The organism is Candidatus Binatia bacterium, from assembly GCA_026415395.1.
Classification (GTDB): domain Bacteria; phylum Desulfobacterota; class Binatia; order HRBIN30; family HRBIN30; genus HRBIN30.
This window is the reverse complement of the sequence record JAOAHD010000001.1, coordinates 91,471-108,858: the sequence shown is the minus strand read 5'-3', so window position 1 is coordinate 108,858 and position 17,388 is coordinate 91,471. Positions and strand designations below refer to the sequence as shown.

Genomic DNA, 17,388 nt, shown 5'->3' with positions numbered 1-17,388 from the left:
ACGCGTGCCGTGGTAATCAATGCTGCGTGGGTCAGCAAATCCTTCTGCTGTCGGCCATTCCATCGCGCAGGCCACACGGGTCATGCGTGTACTAGGAGCAAGCGCCGGTCGAGCAGCACGGTACCGGGGACCGCTAGAGCAACCGTTGGACCGGGGGAACCTCGATTCCCATTTCGGCCAAGTAGGGGGTTGGTTGGTGAACCTCGTCGAGGAAAGCGTCGCTCAACACGAAGTAGAGAAACTTCCGTGCACGCGTCACCGCCACGTAAAATAAGCGGCGTTCCTGTTCGAGATCGTTCTCCTCTTTGGCAAAGCGGCTGGGCCAGATACCAGCATTGGCGTCGAGCACGATGACCGCATCGAATTCTTTGCCCTTGGCGCGCAGGGCGGTCATCAAATGGAGACGCTCTTTGGGTACGACGCCGTCCTCGTTCTCGTCGGTTAACGATTCCTCGTCGGGCACCACCCGCGCCAGCGTCTTCATGGCGCGATCGAGATCGCGGTAAAAACGGTCATAATCGGTTCCATAGCGTTCGGCGAATTCTGCCAGATAAAGGAACGGCGGGTCCGCGTAAAAAATGTCGTCGAGCGATTTGCCATAATCCTTGTGCAGTCCTTCGAAGTGATCGCTGATGGTGCCAATGGCTTGCGCTACCGTCTTGGCCTCCAGAAGTTGCAGGATTGCTTGAGCAAAGGCAGCGCTCATGCGTCCGCCTTCGTTAGTGCCCTTTAATGGGCCTTGGTATCGTTCCAACGCTTTAGCCGCTTCGCGCAAATCAGCCACGTTTTGCTTGTAGAGGTAGGTGCGGAGCGCCTCGCGGTCTTTCTTGGAGAGAGGATAACGCTTGATCTTGTCGCACAAACGCAGGAGGTCGCTGATCGGATCGATGTCCATGTATGGACCCATCGACTGACGACCGCGGATGGCCAAAATGGTGCGAAGCTCTTGAAAGGCTTCGCTGAGCAGCACGTGCAGATCTTCGGCAGCGTAAAAGGGAATCTCTTCGCCCGCAAAGACAATTTGGTAGGGAATGATCTGGCTTCGTTTGCGGCCGATGAGCGCAATCGTAGGTTGATCTGGCCGGCGCAGTAACTGCTTGACGAGATCGACCGTCGCATCGACTGCGTCGGCAATTAAGGGGTGGCGAAGTACCTGCACTTCGGCGTGTTCGCGCCGTACGGGGACCACGTTTTTCGGCACCCGCCGCCGATTGTGGGCGATGAGCTTCAACGACATTTCCACGATGTTGCGGGGGGAGCGGTAGTTCCGGTCCAGAATGCAGGTGGTGTACTGGGCTCCAAGGTGCCGTTCCGGATTTAAAATGAATTCCGGCGTGGCTCCACGCCATTCGTAAATTGCCTGGTCGTCATCGCCGACAATCGTGAGCGGAGCATCATGGATTTGTGCAAGCGCGCGCAGAAGGGCAAGGTCGAGTGGATTGATGTCTTGGAACTCATCGACCAGGATGTGGTCGTAGCGCGCTTGGCCGGTGGGCTTTCGTCCGGCTGCGATGTCGTCTTCCAGGAAAATGCGCGCCCAGTACTTCTGGTCCTCGAGCGAGAACAGTGCGGCTTGACCGAGCTCGTGCGTCGCTTGCGTCCAAAAGACCACGAAGTGCTCGTATGCCTCCTCGATCGATGGCGGGTCGGAAGAAATTAATTCGAGATCCTCTAGGCGGCGGAAGAACGCCCGGATTTGATTGCCGAGTTGGCACGACTGGAGTGCGCGCAACTCCTCGGCGAAGTGCTTGGCTTCGGGCAGACGGTCGTGCCGCAAGCCCATCGACTTGAGAAACTGCATGAGCTCCCAGATCTCCGTGGCGACCTGGCCGATGCGGCGGCCGTCTTCGAGCAGGAGCTTGAGTCGTGCGTGATTGCTCCACACCCGACGCAGCACGTTGTTGATGCAAAAGAAACGATCGTTTCGCTTGGTAACGAGACGCGGGTGAGAGACGCGCTGTTTGATGATCCGGAAGCCCCACGAGTTGAGCGTAGTAATGGTGACGAACGGCGCCACCGACGCAAAGGTGGTTGTTTTGTTTAGCCGATCGCGCAGTTCATCGCGCGCCGCGCGGGTGAAGGTGAATACGAGAAAGCGCAGGCGCGAGCTCTTGGCTGCCTCACTGAGGGCTTTGCAGCGATAAAGCAGCGAGTACGTCTTGCCGCAGCCTGCGGGCGCAAGGAGTCGGATAGTCCCCTCGGGAAAAGAACAAAAGTCCTTTTGCCCAGCATTAAGCTCGATTTCCGACAATGACACACGTGCCTCCTTTTTGTTGCTCGCTTACACATTCCTCGGCGCATGGGAAGCCTCGGGAGGTTGCTTAAGGTGAAGGAGGCACCGAGACAGCTAGCAGGGGGATTCGTGAGACTCCTTGGTTCCACTGCGCGGTGTCTGCGGCGGATGCTTATTTGTACCTCGAACGAGCTTTCTCCCGCTGTCCTTGGGGAGTGAGGGCCGGAAGCATTTCACCGCCGCCACGACGACTCGGGGAGATAGCATGCTCAGAATACTCTCTGCGGCCCGTCTGAGGGTAGAAGGCGCTTGCACGGGGATCTTTTTTTTGTGGTGAAAGGTTTTTGGGAGCAGGTTGCGTGCGTGTTTGGAGTGGGTTTTTTTAGTGTTTTGACCAACGAACCCCGCGCAGAGAGTGCCGAGCACTGGCGGGCTTCGCGCGGATCACAAATCGTGTGAAGCAGACGTTGCGAGCGGCCGGAGCTAACGTAGGGCGGGGGTGCGGAGGCGCGCCTAGCGATCGCCGCATCGGCATGGTCTGGCACGCCCAGGGTTCTGGCAAGAGTCTTACGATGGTTTTCTACGCCGGCCGCATCATCCGCCACCCACAGATGGAGAACCCCGCTGTCGTGGTGCTGACCGACCGCAATGACCTGGACGCCCAGCTCTTGGGCGTTTTCTCCCTCTGCCGGGAACTACTGGGACTGGGACAGGAGCCGATCCGGGCTGAGAGCCGGGCCCAGTTGCGCCAGTTTCTCCAGGGGCGGCAGGCCGGCGGCGTCATCTTCACCACCATCCAGAAGTTCCTCCCCGAGGATAAGGGCGACCGCTACCCCGAGCTCTCGGCCCGGAGCAACATCGTGGTCATCGCCGACGAGGCGCACCGCAGCCGGTACGACTCCATCGACGGCTTCGCCCGCCACATGCGGGATGCGCTGCCTAACGCCTCTTTCAACGGGTTCACGGCACCCCCTTGGAGCTCGAAGATCGCAACACCCGCTCGGTGTTCGGTTACTACATATCCATCTACGACATCCAGCGGGCGGTCGAAGACAAGGTCACCGTGCCGATCTACTACGAGAATCGGCTCGCGAAGCTTGCCCTTCCCGAGGAGCTCAAGCCAAAGATCGACAAGGAGTTCGAGGAGGTTACCGAAGGCGAGGAAGTCGAACGCAAGGAGGGGCTGAAGACCAAGTGGGCGCAGCTCGAGGCAGTCGTCGGAGTGGAGGAGCGGATCCGTCTCGTGGCCCGGGACATCGTGGACCACTTCGAGCGTCGGCTGGAGGCCTTGGACGGCAAGGGCATGGTCGTCTGCATGAGCCGGCACATCTGCATCGAGCTCTACAACGAGATCGTGCGTCTCCGCCCTGAATGGCACGACGACGCCGACGATCGCGGAGAGGTCAAGGTCGTCATGACCGGATCGGCCTTCGACCCGCCCGACTGGCAGCCGCACATCCGCAACAAGCAGCGCCGCGAGTTTCTTGGCAAGCGCTTCCGCGACCCGAGCGACCCCTTCAAGCTGGTCATCGTCCGTGACATGTGGCTCACGGGGTTCGATGCGCCCTCCCTGCACACGATGTACCTCGACAAGCCCATGCGCGCCCACGGGCTCATGCAGGCGATCGCCCGGGTGAACCGGGTTTTCCGGGACAAGCCCGGGGCTGGTGGTTGATTACCTTGGGCTGGCCCACGAGCTTAAGCAGGCGCTCGCGACCTACACCGCAAGCGGCGGAAAGGGCCGGACCGCCATCGACCAGAACGAGGCCGTGGCGGTGATGCTGGAGGAATACGAAGTCTGCTGCGACCTCTTCTACGGCTTTGACTGGAGGGCGTGGAAGGGCGGGCGACCTGAGGGGCGGCTCGCGCTCCTCCCCGCCGCCCAGGAGCGCATCCTCGCCCAAGGGAACGGCAAGGACCGGCTGCTGCAGGCGGTCTCGGAGCTCTCGCGGGCCTTTGCGCTTGCGGTCCCCCACGAAAAGGCGCTCGCCATCCGCGACGATGTGGCCTTCTTTCAGGCCGTCCGGGCGGCGCTGACTAAGCGCGCTCCGGCCGAACAGCGGACCGAGCAGGACCTTGACCACGCCATCCGCCAGGCGCGTCTCCCGCGCCATCGCCCCCGAGGGCGTGGTGGACCTCTTCGCTGCGGCCGGCCTCAAGAAACCCGACATCTCGATCCTCTCCGAGGAGTTCGTGGCTGAAGTCCGGGGGTGCCTCAGAAGAACCTGGCCGTCGAGCTCCTGCACAAGCTCTTCGAAGGCGAGGTCAAGGCCCGGCGGCGGAAGAACCTGGTCCAGGCCCGCTCCTTCGCCGAGCTCCTCGAGCAGGCGATCCGCCGCTACCAGAACCGTGCGGTCGAGGCGGCCCAGGTGATCGAAGAGCTGATAGCCCTCGCCAAGGCGATGCGAGAAGCGGACCGGAAAGGCGAGGCGCTGGGGCTGTCCGAAGAGGAGCTCGCCTTCTACGACGCGCTTGAGACCAACGACAGCGCCGGCAAGGTTCTCGGCGAGCCGACCCTCAAGAGAATCGCCCGCGAGCTGGTCGAGACGGTGCGCCGCAACGTCACCATCGACTGGACCGAGCGCGAGAACGTGCAGGCCCACCTGCGGCGCCTCGTGAAGCGCGTGCTGCGGAAGTACGGCTACCCGCCAGACAAGCGGGAGAAGGCGACGCAAACGGTGCTGGAGCAGGCGGAGCTCTTCGGGGCGGAATGGGCTGAGCAACCGGCGCCGGCCCCGCAGCCGGCCGCCGCGGAGGTCCTCCCCTTTCCGTCGAGTCACCCCGAGCGAGGATGAGAAGTACCGGACCTGCGTGCCGCTCCTCACGCTCAAGGCAGCGGCCGGCGCCTTCAGCGAGCCTCAGGCCGTCGAAGCGGAGGAATGGGTGGTCCCCGACACTGGGCGAGGACTGCAGCCGGGTATGTTCGTCGCCCAGGTTGTGGGCCGCTCCATGGAACCCGTCATTCCCCATGGAGCATGGTGTCGCTTCCGAGCGCCCGTACGTGGGAGCCACCAGGGCAAGATCGTCCTCGTGGAGCACCGCGACATTGCCGACCCCGAGACCGGCGGGAGTTACACGGTCAAGCGCTACCGCAGCCAGAAGGTTACGGACGCCGGGGGTTGGCGTCACGTGGAGATCCGCCTCGAGCGGAAAAACCGGAATTTGCTCCAATCGTCTTGCGAGAAGCCGACGAGGGGCGGGTACGTGTCGTGGCCGAGCTCGTCGAGGTGCTTGGGCGCGCCTCGTCCTCTTCTCACTCGTGAGCCTCTCGCCCCCGGCCGCCCGGTCTCCCGGCGGAGGACTTCGCCCGCTACCTCTACCTGCCGCGGCTTCGTGACCCAGAGGTGGTGCTTCAGGCCGCGCCCGACGGTGTGGCGTTGCTCACCTGGCGGATGGAGACGTTCGCGTATGCGGAGAGCTTCGACGCGACGGCGGGCAGGTACCGGGGTCTTCGCGGCGGCCAGCACGTGGTGCTGGGTACGGAAAGCGCGGGGCTTCTGGTCAAGCCGGACGTGGCTCAGCGACAGCTCGAGGCGGAGAGCTCCAGGGCAAGATTGGGACCAGCCGGCGAGATGTCGCAGAAAACGCACGGCGAGGCCACACCGGCGCAGGGCACCACCGTCACGCCCGCCGGCGGCGCGGCTCCCGCAGCGCCCCGCCCGCGCCGCTTCCATGGCACCATCGAGCTCGATCCGGCCCGCGTGGGTCGCGACGCCAGCCGCATCGCCGACGAGGTGATCGCGCATCTGGTGGCACAGGTGGGCGCTCGAGCGAAGGTGGTTCTCGAGATTTCGGCCACGCTTCCCGACGGCTCGCCGCAGCAGCTCGTTCGGGTGGTGACGGAAAACAGCCGCACCCTTCGCTTCACGAGCCATGGCTTCGAGGAGGAGTGAGCCCGGGGCCAGAAGGGTTCGCCCGCCGGAGAGAGGGGCCTTGCCAGATCTTTCATGGTTCATGACCTGGGGAGACCCAGCAAGGACGCCCACGTCCACCCTCACGCGATAGAACAGCTCTCAAGGAACGAGCTGGCACCTCGAAGCAGAATCATGCTCTCTCGGCCTTGCTCTTCCTCTACCGCCGTGTGCTCGGCCGCGAGGTCGGCGACCTCGGCCACATGATCCGCAGCAGAAAGCAGATCAAGTGCCCGTCGCGTTGACGCGCGAACAGGTCAAGCCGGTTCGCGCCATCCCCTGCGCGACAAGTGGCTGATGGGTTCGCTTGTGTATGGCGCGGGGTTGCGGCTGATGCGACACCTACGGCTGCGCGTTCGTGACATTGACTTCGCCCGAGACGAAATCACGGTTCGGGATGACAAGGGCGCGAAAGCGACGTGACGATGCTGCCCGAATTACCGAAAACAGAGGCCTAGAACGATCCGCGAAAAGTCAAAGCGATCCATGAAAAGGACCTGCGTGACGGCTGGGGCTGCGTCCCGATGCCTGACGCCCTGAATCGCAAATATCCCGACGCCCCAACTGACTGGCGCTGGCAGCGGGTCTTTCCGCAGGAGCGCCGCTGGATCAACCCCGAGACCGGACGACAAGTGCGGCATCGTGTGCATCAATCCGTCGTGCAGAGGGCCGTGGCGCGAGCGGTCAGGGACGCCAAGCTGACCAAGCGAGCTACCTTCCATACCTTCCTTGGCCACGCTCCTTCTGGCCGATGGGTATGACATCCGTACCGTGCAGGGGTTGTTTGGGGGATAAGGATGTGAAAACAACGACGAAGTATACTCACGATTTGAATCGGGGCGGGGGTGTTCACAGTCAGGCCGACAGGTTGTAAGAGGCGAGCAATGGCGTATTATACGAGCACCTTATCGCACCCCGAAGAAACCGGAGAAACAGCTTGAGATCAGTGCCGGCACAAAACCTAACTGCGAACGCACCCTGGTGTTTCAGGCCGTCAGCGAGCGGCCTCGAGGTGTTAAACGGAAACAATAATTGGGCAGATTGAACGATGAACAGCGCCAAGATCGAGGCCTTGCTTGAGCGGATTGCGGTTGCACTGGAGCGACTAGCCGGGCAGCCAGGTCACCGTGGAGCGTTCGCCCAGGGCTCTCACAGTCGTGCCGACGCGGAGGAGAACAGCGCAGATGCCTCGGCTCGGAACTCCAGGCCCCGGTCTCTCTCAATTCTGGAATCCTTTCTTAACTCCAGGGGAATCCGGATCAAAGCGAAGCCTGCCGATGACCCAGCCGACCACGTGATCGATAGCCTGTCGCTATATCTCGGAGAGCGCTATGATGCTCTTTCGGGGCTTCTCGGCAAGATCAAACGCGCCATGCAGAATGGAATGCCGATTACCGAAAGCCTGAAGAACCGCACGCAACAAGAGATCAGCTCCGCGTGCCAGTTTTGCACGCGCCTTCACGAGGTTGCGTTCCTTGAGCAGTACCAGTACTTCCGCTCACCCATTTACTTGATCAAGGCCAAGACCACAACTCTACCGAGGGCGCAGCGCTTCTTCGGCGGGCAATGGTTAGAGCGATTCATTCTCCAGAAGGTCAAAGCGGTGTATGCTCAGGTTGCCTCGGAAGTCACTGGAGACTTGGCATTCGAGTATCTCATCAATCCTCAGATCACTTTACCCAACGGTGACGATTTCGAGCTAGACATCCTCGCGGCGATAGGGTCGTCTGTCTACTGGATCGAAGGCAAGTCCGGTGATTACCAGCAACACGTGGTTAAGTACTACAAGTTTGCTCGCCTTCTTGGCCTCGATTTCGATCATTCTTTGATGGTACTGACGGATGTGTCTGATGATCGCTGCTCTGCGCTCTCATCGCTGTTCTCAATGACCGTTTGTAATCTGCGAACCTTCGAGGAGAAGTTGCTGGCGATCGCACGAACCGACACTGCCCAACAAAGCGCTGCAGCGGACGGGCTAACGACCGCCGCTGAGCGCTAGCGTTAGCCCGACAGGGAAGATTCTACGCCGTGGCGCATGTGACTCGATCGCTCTGCCTGTTCTGCATAGAGGAAACGGGCACCGGTTCGCCGGTCGTGGATGCGCTCAAGCCTGTTCTGGGACGGTAGCTCGCTCCGCCGGCAGGCTGAAGAGTTCGCCCACAATCCCCCGTGCTGGTGATCGACCCCGCGCAGCGTGGCAGGGCGCCCGCACCATCTGTACGGTTCACGCTGGAAGCTGCGGCCGTCCACCCCTGGGGAACCGATGGGCTGTTGGCCTGCCCCCGAGTTATCGTTTTTGGCAATTTGCGGGCTGGCATGGCTGCCACGCGGCTCGCAATTGCCCAACCGGAACGCTTCGTGGGTCTCGTCCTCATGGACTCGCCATTCCACGAGTGGGGCGGCGTCGAGCGCTTTAATGCCAGGATGGGCTATAGGTCGGTGGCGACACTCGCTCCGCGCCACATGGCCAACGTGATCTTTTCCAACCTGGTCGGCCCTGAAGCGCGCGCCGCCGCTCCGGGTCGCTACCTGAGGGTGCAATGCACGATGCGCACTGCCGAGTGCACCGGCTTCGGGCGATGCGCCGCGAGTGCCGCGTTCAATCGCCCTGAGCCTGCTTTGTCGCTGCACTTGGTCCGCACGCATACGCTTGGTATTTCCGGCGACTGTGATCGCATCTATCCCATCGATGAAGTTCGGACGGAGGCTGCCCACATTCCAGGTGCCTCCAGATCTTCGAGGGAGCGGCTCACCTGTCCGGGCGGGAATCGCTGGGGCGTGTCGACGCGCTGATCCGTGAGGTCTTCGAGTCGCTTCCATGGGTTGCACGCTTACCGCGAGCACGGGAATGAGCTAGCGGCCGAACAGGGCGCCGCCACTAGGGCGGCCCATTGCCTCGTGGTGATCTCGCTGTCGGCGTAGGATACGCTGGGCTCGCCGCACACCGCGGCGGAGGACGTCGAGGTGGGCGGCATCCGCGGCCGCGAGGCGCTGGACCGGCCGCGCAACGTCGTGGGCCGTTTGGAATCCTCCTGGCGGCCGGCCAGCGCCGAAGAAGGGTTCGAGATCGTCCACCGGCGTTGTTCGAGCCGCTCTCGGGGCTGGAGGCCGAGCGCGCGAGGAAAAAGATCCGCAGCGATGAACTGCTGGTCACAGCTCTCAGCTCATCGATTCTTCGCAACCATCTGGCTGAGGTGCCTGTTGGTCTAATGGCGCCATCGAGCCGCCCGGAGCGAACGACGCGGGTCGGAACTGGAGGGAGAGCAGGGCTAGCGGAGTGCCGGAAGAAGGGAGAGGGCCAGAGCCCAGGCGAAGAACACTGCCGCTGGAACGGTGATGAGCCAAGCAAACAGCACTTGGGTTGTGCCTTGCCTGAAAATCTGCCGCTCGCTTGCGCCCGCGCTGATGATTGCTCCCACCAGCACGTGCGTGGTCGAGACTGGCAAACCCAGTACGCTGGCAATCAAAACCACGAATGCGGTGGTCAAGTTCGCCGCCAATCCAGAAGGGCGGCTGAGCTTGCTCAGGCCAAAGCCGAGGGTGTCGGCCACCGGTCGCGCAAAAAACAGGCCGCCGGCGTCATCGCTAGGGCAATTCCCACAAAGGCCGTGCGGACGTCTGCTTGCCACGCACCCGAGGCTAGAACGAGAGCGGCAAGCTTAGGGGCGTCATTGACGCTGCGGGCGAAGGCAATACTCGCCGCCGATAGGATATGCAGGTGCTGCATACTCGCGGGGGACTTCCAGGCTGTTGCTGGCTTGCTCTCTCCGCACACCGCGGAGTGAGCCACCAGCAGGCGAGGGAGCGCGAGCCGACGCACCAACACGCCCTCCGACGCTAGTGTGTTTGCTTCCTCCACCATGATGCACACGCAAAAGCACGCGTGCCGGTCCAGTGGCGAAGGTAGCGAGTCACAGTGTGGCTCAGCACGGCCGCAACGATGGGGCTGAAGAACATGGGCAGCAGAACCGTTCCTCAAAAGGTGGGAACATCCGCCCCTACCCCGCTGGCCAAGGTTGTGCCTAAAAGGCCTCCCACGAGCGCGTGCGTGGTGGATACTGGCCATCCCAAACGGCTGGCGAGCAAAACCACGAGGCATGCGGCAAAACCGACGCAGGCGGGAAAGCCGGACTGTGCGACGACAGCTTCGGGAAGCAGCGCATGCCCCGAGAATGGCGCAACCAGCCCGGGTGCAATAGCCACGGCACTCACGGCACCTAACACCGTTGCAGCAGTCGCCAACAGCAAAGCGTTGGCGTAGCGCGCGGCTCCCGCGCCCCAAACGGTGGCAAACGCCTTCATGAGATCGTTCGCCCCCGTTGGCGAATGCGAGGAGCAAGGGAGCGGCGAGAGCGAGAGCGAGGGCGGTCTCCATCGTCGATGCTCAGATGGGGTCGATGTTCAGCGGCGGAAGATGCTCAGCAGCAGGTGGAGGCAGAGGACGCGACTGAGCTGAAGCCGGGGCTCGCGCATCCCGGAAAGAGACCGTAATGGCGAGAGAAATCTCCAACAAACTCGAAGTGCGATCGAAAACGAGAGTGAAACAGTATCCGGTAGGTGTTTCCGCAAACCGGAAATACGCGCCCGACCTCGATGACGTGCTGCTTATTTAAGATAAATCGCTTGGGTTACTCGGGCACCGTGCCGCGGTAAATCACTGCTTGCCGGTAGTCCTCGCACGCATCCTCCACCGTGTCGATGTGGAACAAGCGAAAGGTGGCGGAACGGAAGTTGATATTGACGACTCGCGCGGCCAATTCCGAGTCGGTTAGAACGAGCGGCCGGTCTTTCACTAAACGGGGGTCCGCAAATCCGGTTGCTCGAGCGAGCCTGAGAAAATCGTTCCAGTACAGCGCGCCTTCGAGGCACTCAGCGTAAAGCACGGGGTCTTCCCGCAGGTCCTGCGGTAAGCGTCGGTCCGCGTAAATGTCGGCGAAATACAGCTCGCCCCCGGGTTTGAGCAGGTGCCGCGCACCCTTCAGAACGGCCGCCTTGTCGGGAAAAAGGTTAATGACGCAGTTGGACACGATCACGTCGAAGCTCGCGGGCTCGAGTCCCAGCGTATCGAGCTCTTCGATGTAGCCTTCCACAAACGAAGTATTCTGGAAGCCAAAGCGGTCGGCATGCCAGGCTTGATGGCGCCGGGCCACGGTAAGCTGTTCTGGGGTCATGTCCACGCCCACCACTTCTCCTCGCGCACCGACGAGTTGCGCGAGCAAGTAGACGTCGCGGCCAGCGCCGCACCCGAGATCCAGCACGCGGCAGCCTTCGAGCAGCGGAGGACACACGAGCCCGCAGCCATAGTAGCGCTCGATCACTTCGGGGTGGATGCGAGCCAGGTATGGCTTGAGCCAGGGAGGTTGTTGGCTGCTGTCGCAACAGGCATTGGTCTTGAGTTCACGCGAATGCTTAAGGCGCTGGCCGTAGTATTCTCGAACTTGATCGTGGATGGTTCGCATCACCGGTCTCCGTGGGATGGTTTCCGCGGGTATTGTCGGGGGCCTGGACTGGTTCTTACACAGAGCACGGCTTGACGAGCTGCGAATCAGCCCCTGAGGGCACGTGGCCGCTTTCCCACGAAAGGCAGCGCAGGCTGTGAGCAAGCCGAGGCCACTGCGCTCGTGCCCCTACCTGCTCGCCGTGCGGAACGGGCTTAAAGCATCACGCTTTGGGCCGTCACGAGGTGCAACCCCGTGGACTTTGCTGCTCTCAGGAAACGCGCGGTCGAGCGGGGGAGGAATCCTGGGTTCGGGCTGCGCGCGCAATCCACGAGCTCGGTACGGCAACGAGATTCTTAGGTTCGTCGATGTCTGGCAACGGAGGCAGCTCCACCCACCGCCAGCCGAGCGCAGTAAGACGCGCGCGGGTTTCTTTGGCGACGGAAGGCGTGCTCCAGGCAATGTCGGCAAACACGCTCGGGTGGGTGCGTTGGAGCCCGAGGAGTACGTAACCGCCGTCGCAGCTCGGGACGAGCACAGCGTCGCGGCCGATCATGAGGCGAGCCGCTTGGCGCAGATGCAGCGCTGTCAGTGCGGGGCAGTCGCTGCCGACAAGAAGCGCAACTTGCCCCGCCGAAGTCACCCGCGCCGCCGCGCGTGCAAGTTTGTCTCCCAGGTTGCCCGTGCCTTGATCCTCCCAGCTCACGGTAGCAGCAAGGGTGCGCGGAAGTGCGTCAGACCACGCCGGGTCGCTCGGCGAGGGAGCCACGCAAAGTTCCACGGCTCCAAGGCGGGCAGCCAGCGCTTGGCGCACGGTGTGGATCAACATCCAGTGGGCTAAGCGGGCTGCCCCGGCTGGGCCAAGGACTGGAATGAGCCGCGTTTTTAACTTCCCAGGCATCGGGGCTTTGGCAAAAATTACGATCCGACACGGCATCATCGATAAGCGTCCGCAAGTTTTTCCGCTGGTGTTCCGAGCCAGTAGCGCAAGCGCAAGGACCACATGAGGAGAATCGTTCGCCAAACCCCCAAGCCTCCCAGCGGCGCCCGGAAGTCGTTGCACGCGTGCGCAGACAGAGCGGAGGACTGTAGCGCTTGAGGCGGCGGGACATTTGAATGTCTTCCATCAGCGGCTGGTCCGGAAACCCGCCGCAATCCCAGAACACGACCTTGCGAACAAATATCGCCTGGTCCCCGGTGGCAATGCCCGTTAGCCGCGAGCGCCAGTTCATTAAGAAAGCGATCACCGCAAACCAACGGCTGTTGCCGCGCACGTGCACGTCGAAGCGGCCCCAGCCATAACCGGTGGCACGCAAGCCCTTCCGAATCGCGTCTACCGCATCCACGGGTAGGCGGGTATCGGCGTGGAGAAATACGTACACATCCCCGCTGGCGTGGCGGGCGCCGGCGTTCATCTGCCGGGCGCGCCCGCGGGCGGACCGTACGACCTCAGAGCCGGCCGCCTTTGCCAACTGCGCCGAACCATCATGGCTCCCGCCGTCTACAAGGATGATCTCGCAGCCCTTAGCCTCCCAGAATTTTAAATGTGGTAGGAGAGTCGGTAACTCTGCCGCTTCGTTGAGCATGGGAACAATAATCGAGAGTTTCATTGCCCTGGCCTCCGGAGATCATTGAGTCGCCAATTGTAATCATCGAACCCAACGCGAGGCCGGCCGCTGCGCAGGGCCTCGGTTTCGGTGGCACCAAGGCCGAGGTCGGCCGCATAAAGCGCGAGGAAGACGGGCAGGGAGTAAGCGCCGCGCCAACCCGTTTCGAAATCTTCGCGGTACCATTTGAAAATAGGCGAGACGATCAGCACCTGCCCGTCGAGACGGTTGCGGCGCCGATCACCGAGAGAGCGGTGGGCTTGATCTTCTAGCTGCGAGTCGAGTTGCTTTCGGACGTAAGCTTCCGGGCGCAATGCCGGGCATCCGATGCTGGCACAGTTGACGGCGAAGTGAACGCGTGGGTCTCCGTAGTGCCTAGATCCACGAATGAGGCCGTGTTCGATATCGTCGAGCGAACGCGTGGCGCCGAGCAACGGAACGAAGGGTTGCCGCCAAGGAGAAGGTGAAGGCGTTGTACGCATTGATGAGGAAGGCCAATTGCTCGCTTTTCGGCCAGCCGTCGAAGGTTGTCTGATCGACGGCCGAAAGCTGGTTCAAGTATCCATCGAGGGCATGGCTTTCTGCCTGCAAGCCCGAGTAATCCACAGCAGTGGCGTGGCCGTCGTCGATCCAATGTACGTAGCGGCGCAGTAAGCGGTCCCACGCAGAATGATCGAAATCTGCCATCAAAGGAGGTGCGGTGAGCACCATCGCGGCCATTATGGCGACCCGACCCGTTGCGCTTGTGCGCCTGAGAACAACGGAGCTCACGCCGCACCTCGCATCCAGGCGTGATATCGGGCGAACCAAGCAAGCACGCGTTCCGGAGTATGGGCTCGCCGCCATGTTCCCGCGGCTTGTTTGTTCGCGTCTGCCCACGTCGGATAAGAGTGAACGGTGCCGAGGATTTTGCCGAGGCCGAGCCCGTGTTTCATCGCCAGGACGAACTCTGCCAACATTTCCCCGGCGTGAGCGGCCACGATGGTGACCCCGAGAATACGGTCTCGTTTCGGCACGGTGAGGACTTTAACGAACCCAGCGGTTTCACCTTCCGCAATGGCACGATCGAGTTCCTCGGTGGGGTAACGACTGACCTCATGGGAAATGCCCTGCTCCCTAGCCTTGGTCTCGCTGAGCCCCACCCGCGCAACTTCTGGGTCGACAAAGGTGACCCAAGGCAAGGCCGAGTAGTCCACCTTGAGTCGTTTGAACCGACCAAACAGTGCAATGGCGGCGGCAACCGAACCTTGATAGCTGGCGGCGTGGGTGAGCTGATACAGTCCCGTGATGTCGCCGGCCGCGTAGATGTTCGGGTAGATGGTCTCGAGGTACTGGTTGGTCACAACGAAGCGCTTGGTTTCGATGCCGAGCTCTTCGAGACCGTATCCTTCGAGTCGGGGCCGGCGACCAATAGCGAACAGGATCGCGTCGAACGCGAACTCCTGCTCTCCGTCGGGGATCGCACGAGGAGCCAGTTCGCGTCGGTGCCGCGCTTGAGCGCAACGGCGCGGTGCCGAACAAAAATTCTCACGCCATCGCTTTCTAAGCGGGTGCGGACGAAGTCGGAAACTTCAGGATCCTCTCGGAGCATGATTCGCTCCGCGACTTCCTCCAGTGTGACTTGCGAGCCCAGGCGAGCCAAGGCTTGTGACAGCTCGCAGCCAATCGGGCCGCCGCCAATGACCACGAATCGTCGAGGAGGTTCGTCGAGCTCTGCTAAGCGCTGCCAAAGTGTCTCGGAGGTCAAATATCGCACTTCGCTCAAGCCTGGGAGCTCGGGCACGAACGGTCGCGCACCGGTGGCGAGGACAATAGCGCGTGACGTGAGTTGCTCGCGCTTGCCATCGGCTGTGGTGATCTCCACGGTCCACGGGTCCAGAAGTCGCGCGTGCCCCAGCCGCACGTCCACGCCGAGCCCCTGGTAGCGCTCCACACTGTCATGCGGTGCGACCTTGCAAATTGCTTGCTGGACGTGCTGCATGACGGCGCGGAAGACGAAGTGCGGCGGTGCCGAAATGAGGCCTTTGCGATGTGCTTCCATTGTTCTGGCAGCTAAACGGCTGATGGCAATGATCGCCTTGCTGGGAATGCAGCCGTAGTTGAGGCAATCGCCGCCCATTTTGTTCCCCTCGATGAGGGTCACTTTGGCCTTTACCGCTGCGCCCACGTACGCGGCCACCAACCCGGCGGCACCGGCGCCGATCACAATCAGGTTGCGGTCGAAACGGGGGGGTCGGGTCCACCGGGCATAAATCCTACGCCGCTCAACCCTGGCCACGCTTGCGCGTGCTACGATTGGAAAGAGGGCTAACAGCGCAAAGGCAGCAAGCAGTCGCACCGAGAGGATGTCGCTAGTGCTGGATAGCTTGGCGAGTTCCCTGCCGGCATTCACATACACCAAGGTTCCAGGCAGCATGCCGAGTTGGCTGACCCAGTAAAAGGTTCCGGCGCGCATCCGGGTGAGGCCTAGAAGGAGATTAATCAAGAAGAAGGGCAAGATGGGTACGACACGCGCGGCAAATAAGTACCAAGGCCCTTCTTTCTGAATGCCGGCGTCGACGGTGCGAAGTCGATCCCCGAACCGAGCACGCACCCAGTCGCGCAGGACGTAGCGTGAAAGCCAGAAGGCGAGCAGTGCGCCCAAGCTGGATGCAAACGACACCAAGATGGTCCCCCAAAGCAGTCCGAAAAGGGCACCGGCGACTAAAGTGAGCACTGCAGCTCCGGGCAGGGAGAGCCCGGTGGTGCCCACGTACACCACGAAGAACACTGCCGATGCTGTCCAGGGATAGGTGTGGCGCCAGCTCGACCATCGCTCCATGTGCACTTGCACCGAGTTGAGGGTGAGCATTTCGGGCCCCCGGCGGCAAGAAATCCCACGACAACGAGGAGCACGGCGGCGGCAACGATGAAGCGTTTATTCATCGAGCTGCCCTCGCTGTATCGTCGGAAACTAGAGCGCCACCGTAACTGCTCCCTTGCCCAGCGGTGCAGCCATAGCAATGATCAGCAACGGCAAGGGGCGCGCCCGTAAAGTCATTGGTCAACAGGTCGCGGAGATGCGGGCGCACAGCGTTGCCCCCGAGCGGCAGGCCGAGTTGCTGGTTGAAGTCACAGTCGTACAAGCGGCCTTGCCAATCGACGCTAATGAGCGTGCGGCACATGACGTGCTTGAGGAGATCGGGGGAAAAGTTCGTTTTCAGCAACCGCATGTACGAGGCAAACTCCCCGCGCGAGACCAGCCACGAGCCAAAGCGGTTGATGGGCATGTTCGTCAGGGTGTAGAGGCGGCGGAACACGATACCGAAGCGTTCGTACAGTGAACGCTTGTAATCGGCCTCGAGCTGGGCCTGCGGCGGAGGTAAGGTGGCTCCGGCGGGATTATAAACGAGGTTGAGCTTGAGGGGCGAGTTGGGCATTCCGTAGCCCAGCGCGTTCAGCGTTTTCAGGGCGGCAATGCTTTTTTCGAACACCCCTTTGCCGCGCTGGCGCTCGACGTTCTCAGGGTTGTAGCAAGGGAGCGAGGCGACCACCTCGACCTGGTGGGTGGCGAGAAATGCGTCCAGATCCTCCTGCCCAGGTTCCAGTAGCACGGTGAGGTTGCATCGATCGATGGCATGGACACCGAGGTGTCGCGCCGCCATTACCAGGTCGCGAAAGCCGGGGTGCAGCTCAGGTGCACCCCCGGTCAAATCCAAGATTGCGATGTGGCGAGCGGCCAGCACGCGCGGAATCAGCGCGAGTGTACGCATGTCCATCATCTCTTTGCGCTGGGGCCCGGTGTTCAGGTGGCAGTGTACGCAAGACTGGTTACAGCGGTAGCCGAGGTTGACTTGCAACGTCGCCAGGCGCGCGCGGTGGAGCGGAGGAAAGTCCGTGCTTGCGAGCAACGGAGCGGTGTTGTGCATGGAAAGGTTCTCCTCTTGAAGTAGTGCGTTCGTACGGTTGGTCGGCACCGAACCTCGGTTCCTTACAGTGTCGGGAATGTGAATTGCGCGTGGGGCCGGAATTGGTACGAACACGCGCACTTCGTGGGGTGAAACAAAGAGTGGGGAGCAGCGGGGCGCAGAACCGCTTATGGTTCTGGCGTTCCGTTGCACTCGGGGCAGCCGAGCCCCGAACGGCTCGCACGATCGCTCGACGCCAGATTCGTATGCTCGTGTCGAACCGCTGGTCTTCGAACGAGCCAAAACTTTCTG

Annotated in this window: 14 protein-coding genes and 7 pseudogenes; 9 read left to right on the top strand and 12 right to left on the bottom strand. The window is 61.9% G+C overall.

Features of this window, described 5'->3' with window-relative positions; genetic code table 11:
* Nucleotides 1-133: 133 nt before the first annotated feature.
* Complete coding sequence (locus N3C12_00465; GenBank protein MCX8070910.1) at nucleotides 134-2,257, bottom strand: ATP-dependent helicase; 2,124 nt, start codon at nucleotides 2,255-2,257, stop codon at nucleotides 134-136.
* Between the two features lie 431 nt (nucleotides 2,258-2,688).
* Here N3C12_00465 and N3C12_00460 point away from each other — a divergent pair.
* The 9 genes and pseudogenes from N3C12_00460 (at nucleotide 2,689) to N3C12_00420 (ending at nucleotide 9,225) form a co-directional block, all read left to right on the top strand.
* A pseudogene (locus N3C12_00460) lies at nucleotides 2,689-3,159 on the top strand (DEAD/DEAH box helicase family protein).
* A 47-nt stretch (nucleotides 3,160-3,206) separates the two neighbouring features.
* On the top strand, nucleotides 3,207-3,908 hold the full coding sequence (locus N3C12_00455) for a hypothetical protein (protein MCX8070909.1): 702 nt from the start codon (nucleotides 3,207-3,209) through the stop codon (nucleotides 3,906-3,908).
* Nucleotides 3,901-4,434, top strand: coding sequence for a DUF3387 domain-containing protein (locus tag N3C12_00450; GenBank protein ID MCX8070908.1), 534 nt, complete (start codon nucleotides 3,901-3,903; stop codon nucleotides 4,432-4,434). The genes N3C12_00455 and N3C12_00450 overlap by 8 nt, the downstream gene beginning before the upstream one ends.
* 9 nt (nucleotides 4,435-4,443) lie before the next feature.
* Nucleotides 4,444-5,028: a DUF3387 domain-containing protein gene (locus tag N3C12_00445; GenBank protein ID MCX8070907.1), complete on the top strand. Its 585-nt coding sequence runs from the start codon at nucleotides 4,444-4,446 to the stop codon at nucleotides 5,026-5,028.
* Between the two features lie 549 nt (nucleotides 5,029-5,577).
* Nucleotides 5,578-6,126, top strand: a complete 549-nt coding sequence (locus tag N3C12_00440) for a hypothetical protein (protein ID MCX8070906.1) — start codon at nucleotides 5,578-5,580, stop codon at nucleotides 6,124-6,126.
* A gap of 315 nt (nucleotides 6,127-6,441) precedes the next feature.
* Nucleotides 6,442-6,567 carry a hypothetical protein gene (locus N3C12_00435; GenBank protein MCX8070905.1) on the top strand — a complete coding sequence of 42 codons (126 nt, stop codon included), beginning with the start codon at nucleotides 6,442-6,444 and terminating at the stop codon, nucleotides 6,565-6,567.
* A 625-nt stretch (nucleotides 6,568-7,192) separates the two neighbouring features.
* A complete protein-coding gene (locus tag N3C12_00430) occupies nucleotides 7,193-8,143 on the top strand; it encodes a hypothetical protein (GenBank protein MCX8070904.1) in 951 nt (316 codons plus the stop codon).
* A 170-nt stretch (nucleotides 8,144-8,313) separates the two neighbouring features.
* Nucleotides 8,314-8,937 carry an alpha/beta hydrolase gene (locus N3C12_00425; protein MCX8070903.1) on the top strand — a complete coding sequence of 208 codons (624 nt, stop codon included), beginning with the start codon at nucleotides 8,314-8,316 and terminating at the stop codon, nucleotides 8,935-8,937.
* Nucleotides 8,938-9,015: 78 nt separating this feature from the next.
* Nucleotides 9,016-9,225, top strand: a pseudogene (locus tag N3C12_00420) (hypothetical protein).
* Nucleotides 9,226-9,413: 188 nt separating this feature from the next.
* On the opposite strand, the gene N3C12_00415 reads toward N3C12_00420, so the two are convergent.
* The 11 genes and pseudogenes from N3C12_00415 to arsS form a co-directional block, all read right to left on the bottom strand.
* Complete coding sequence (locus tag N3C12_00415) at nucleotides 9,414-9,695, bottom strand: inorganic phosphate transporter (GenBank protein ID MCX8070902.1); 282 nt, start codon at nucleotides 9,693-9,695, stop codon at nucleotides 9,414-9,416.
* On the bottom strand, nucleotides 9,668-10,006 hold the full coding sequence (locus tag N3C12_00410; GenBank protein ID MCX8070901.1) for a hypothetical protein: 339 nt from the start codon (nucleotides 10,004-10,006) through the stop codon (nucleotides 9,668-9,670). Before N3C12_00410 ends, N3C12_00415 begins: the two co-directional genes overlap by 28 nt.
* 113 nt (nucleotides 10,007-10,119) lie before the next feature.
* Nucleotides 10,120-10,449 (bottom strand): annotated as a pseudogene (locus tag N3C12_00405) (inorganic phosphate transporter).
* 113 nt (nucleotides 10,450-10,562) lie between these two features.
* Nucleotides 10,563-11,594: pseudogene (locus N3C12_00400) on the bottom strand (methyltransferase domain-containing protein).
* A 259-nt stretch (nucleotides 11,595-11,853) separates the two neighbouring features.
* Nucleotides 11,854-12,522: a TIGR04282 family arsenosugar biosynthesis glycosyltransferase gene (locus tag N3C12_00395; GenBank protein ID MCX8070900.1), complete on the bottom strand. Its 669-nt coding sequence runs from the start codon at nucleotides 12,520-12,522 to the stop codon at nucleotides 11,854-11,856.
* Nucleotides 12,519-13,192, bottom strand: a pseudogene (locus tag N3C12_00390) (TIGR04283 family arsenosugar biosynthesis glycosyltransferase). The gene N3C12_00395 and the pseudogene N3C12_00390 overlap by 4 nt, the downstream one beginning before the upstream one ends.
* Nucleotides 13,189-13,503: a hypothetical protein gene (locus N3C12_00385; protein ID MCX8070899.1), complete on the bottom strand. Its 315-nt coding sequence runs from the start codon at nucleotides 13,501-13,503 to the stop codon at nucleotides 13,189-13,191. The pseudogene N3C12_00390 and the gene N3C12_00385 overlap by 4 nt, the downstream one beginning before the upstream one ends.
* A pseudogene (locus tag N3C12_00380) lies at nucleotides 13,504-13,623 on the bottom strand (DUF547 domain-containing protein).
* Nucleotides 13,565-13,909 carry a DUF547 domain-containing protein gene (locus tag N3C12_00375; protein ID MCX8070898.1) on the bottom strand — a complete coding sequence of 115 codons (345 nt, stop codon included), beginning with the start codon at nucleotides 13,907-13,909 and terminating at the stop codon, nucleotides 13,565-13,567. Before N3C12_00375 ends, N3C12_00380 begins: the two are co-directional and overlap by 59 nt.
* 47 nt (nucleotides 13,910-13,956) lie before the next feature.
* Nucleotides 13,957-16,114: pseudogene (locus N3C12_00370) on the bottom strand (FAD-dependent oxidoreductase).
* Entirely contained in the window at nucleotides 16,111-17,097 is a 987-nt protein-coding gene (arsS, locus tag N3C12_00365) for an arsenosugar biosynthesis radical SAM protein ArsS (protein MCX8070897.1), read from the bottom strand. The pseudogene N3C12_00370 and the gene arsS overlap by 4 nt, the downstream one beginning before the upstream one ends.
* Nucleotides 17,098-17,388: the final 291 nt, after the last annotated feature.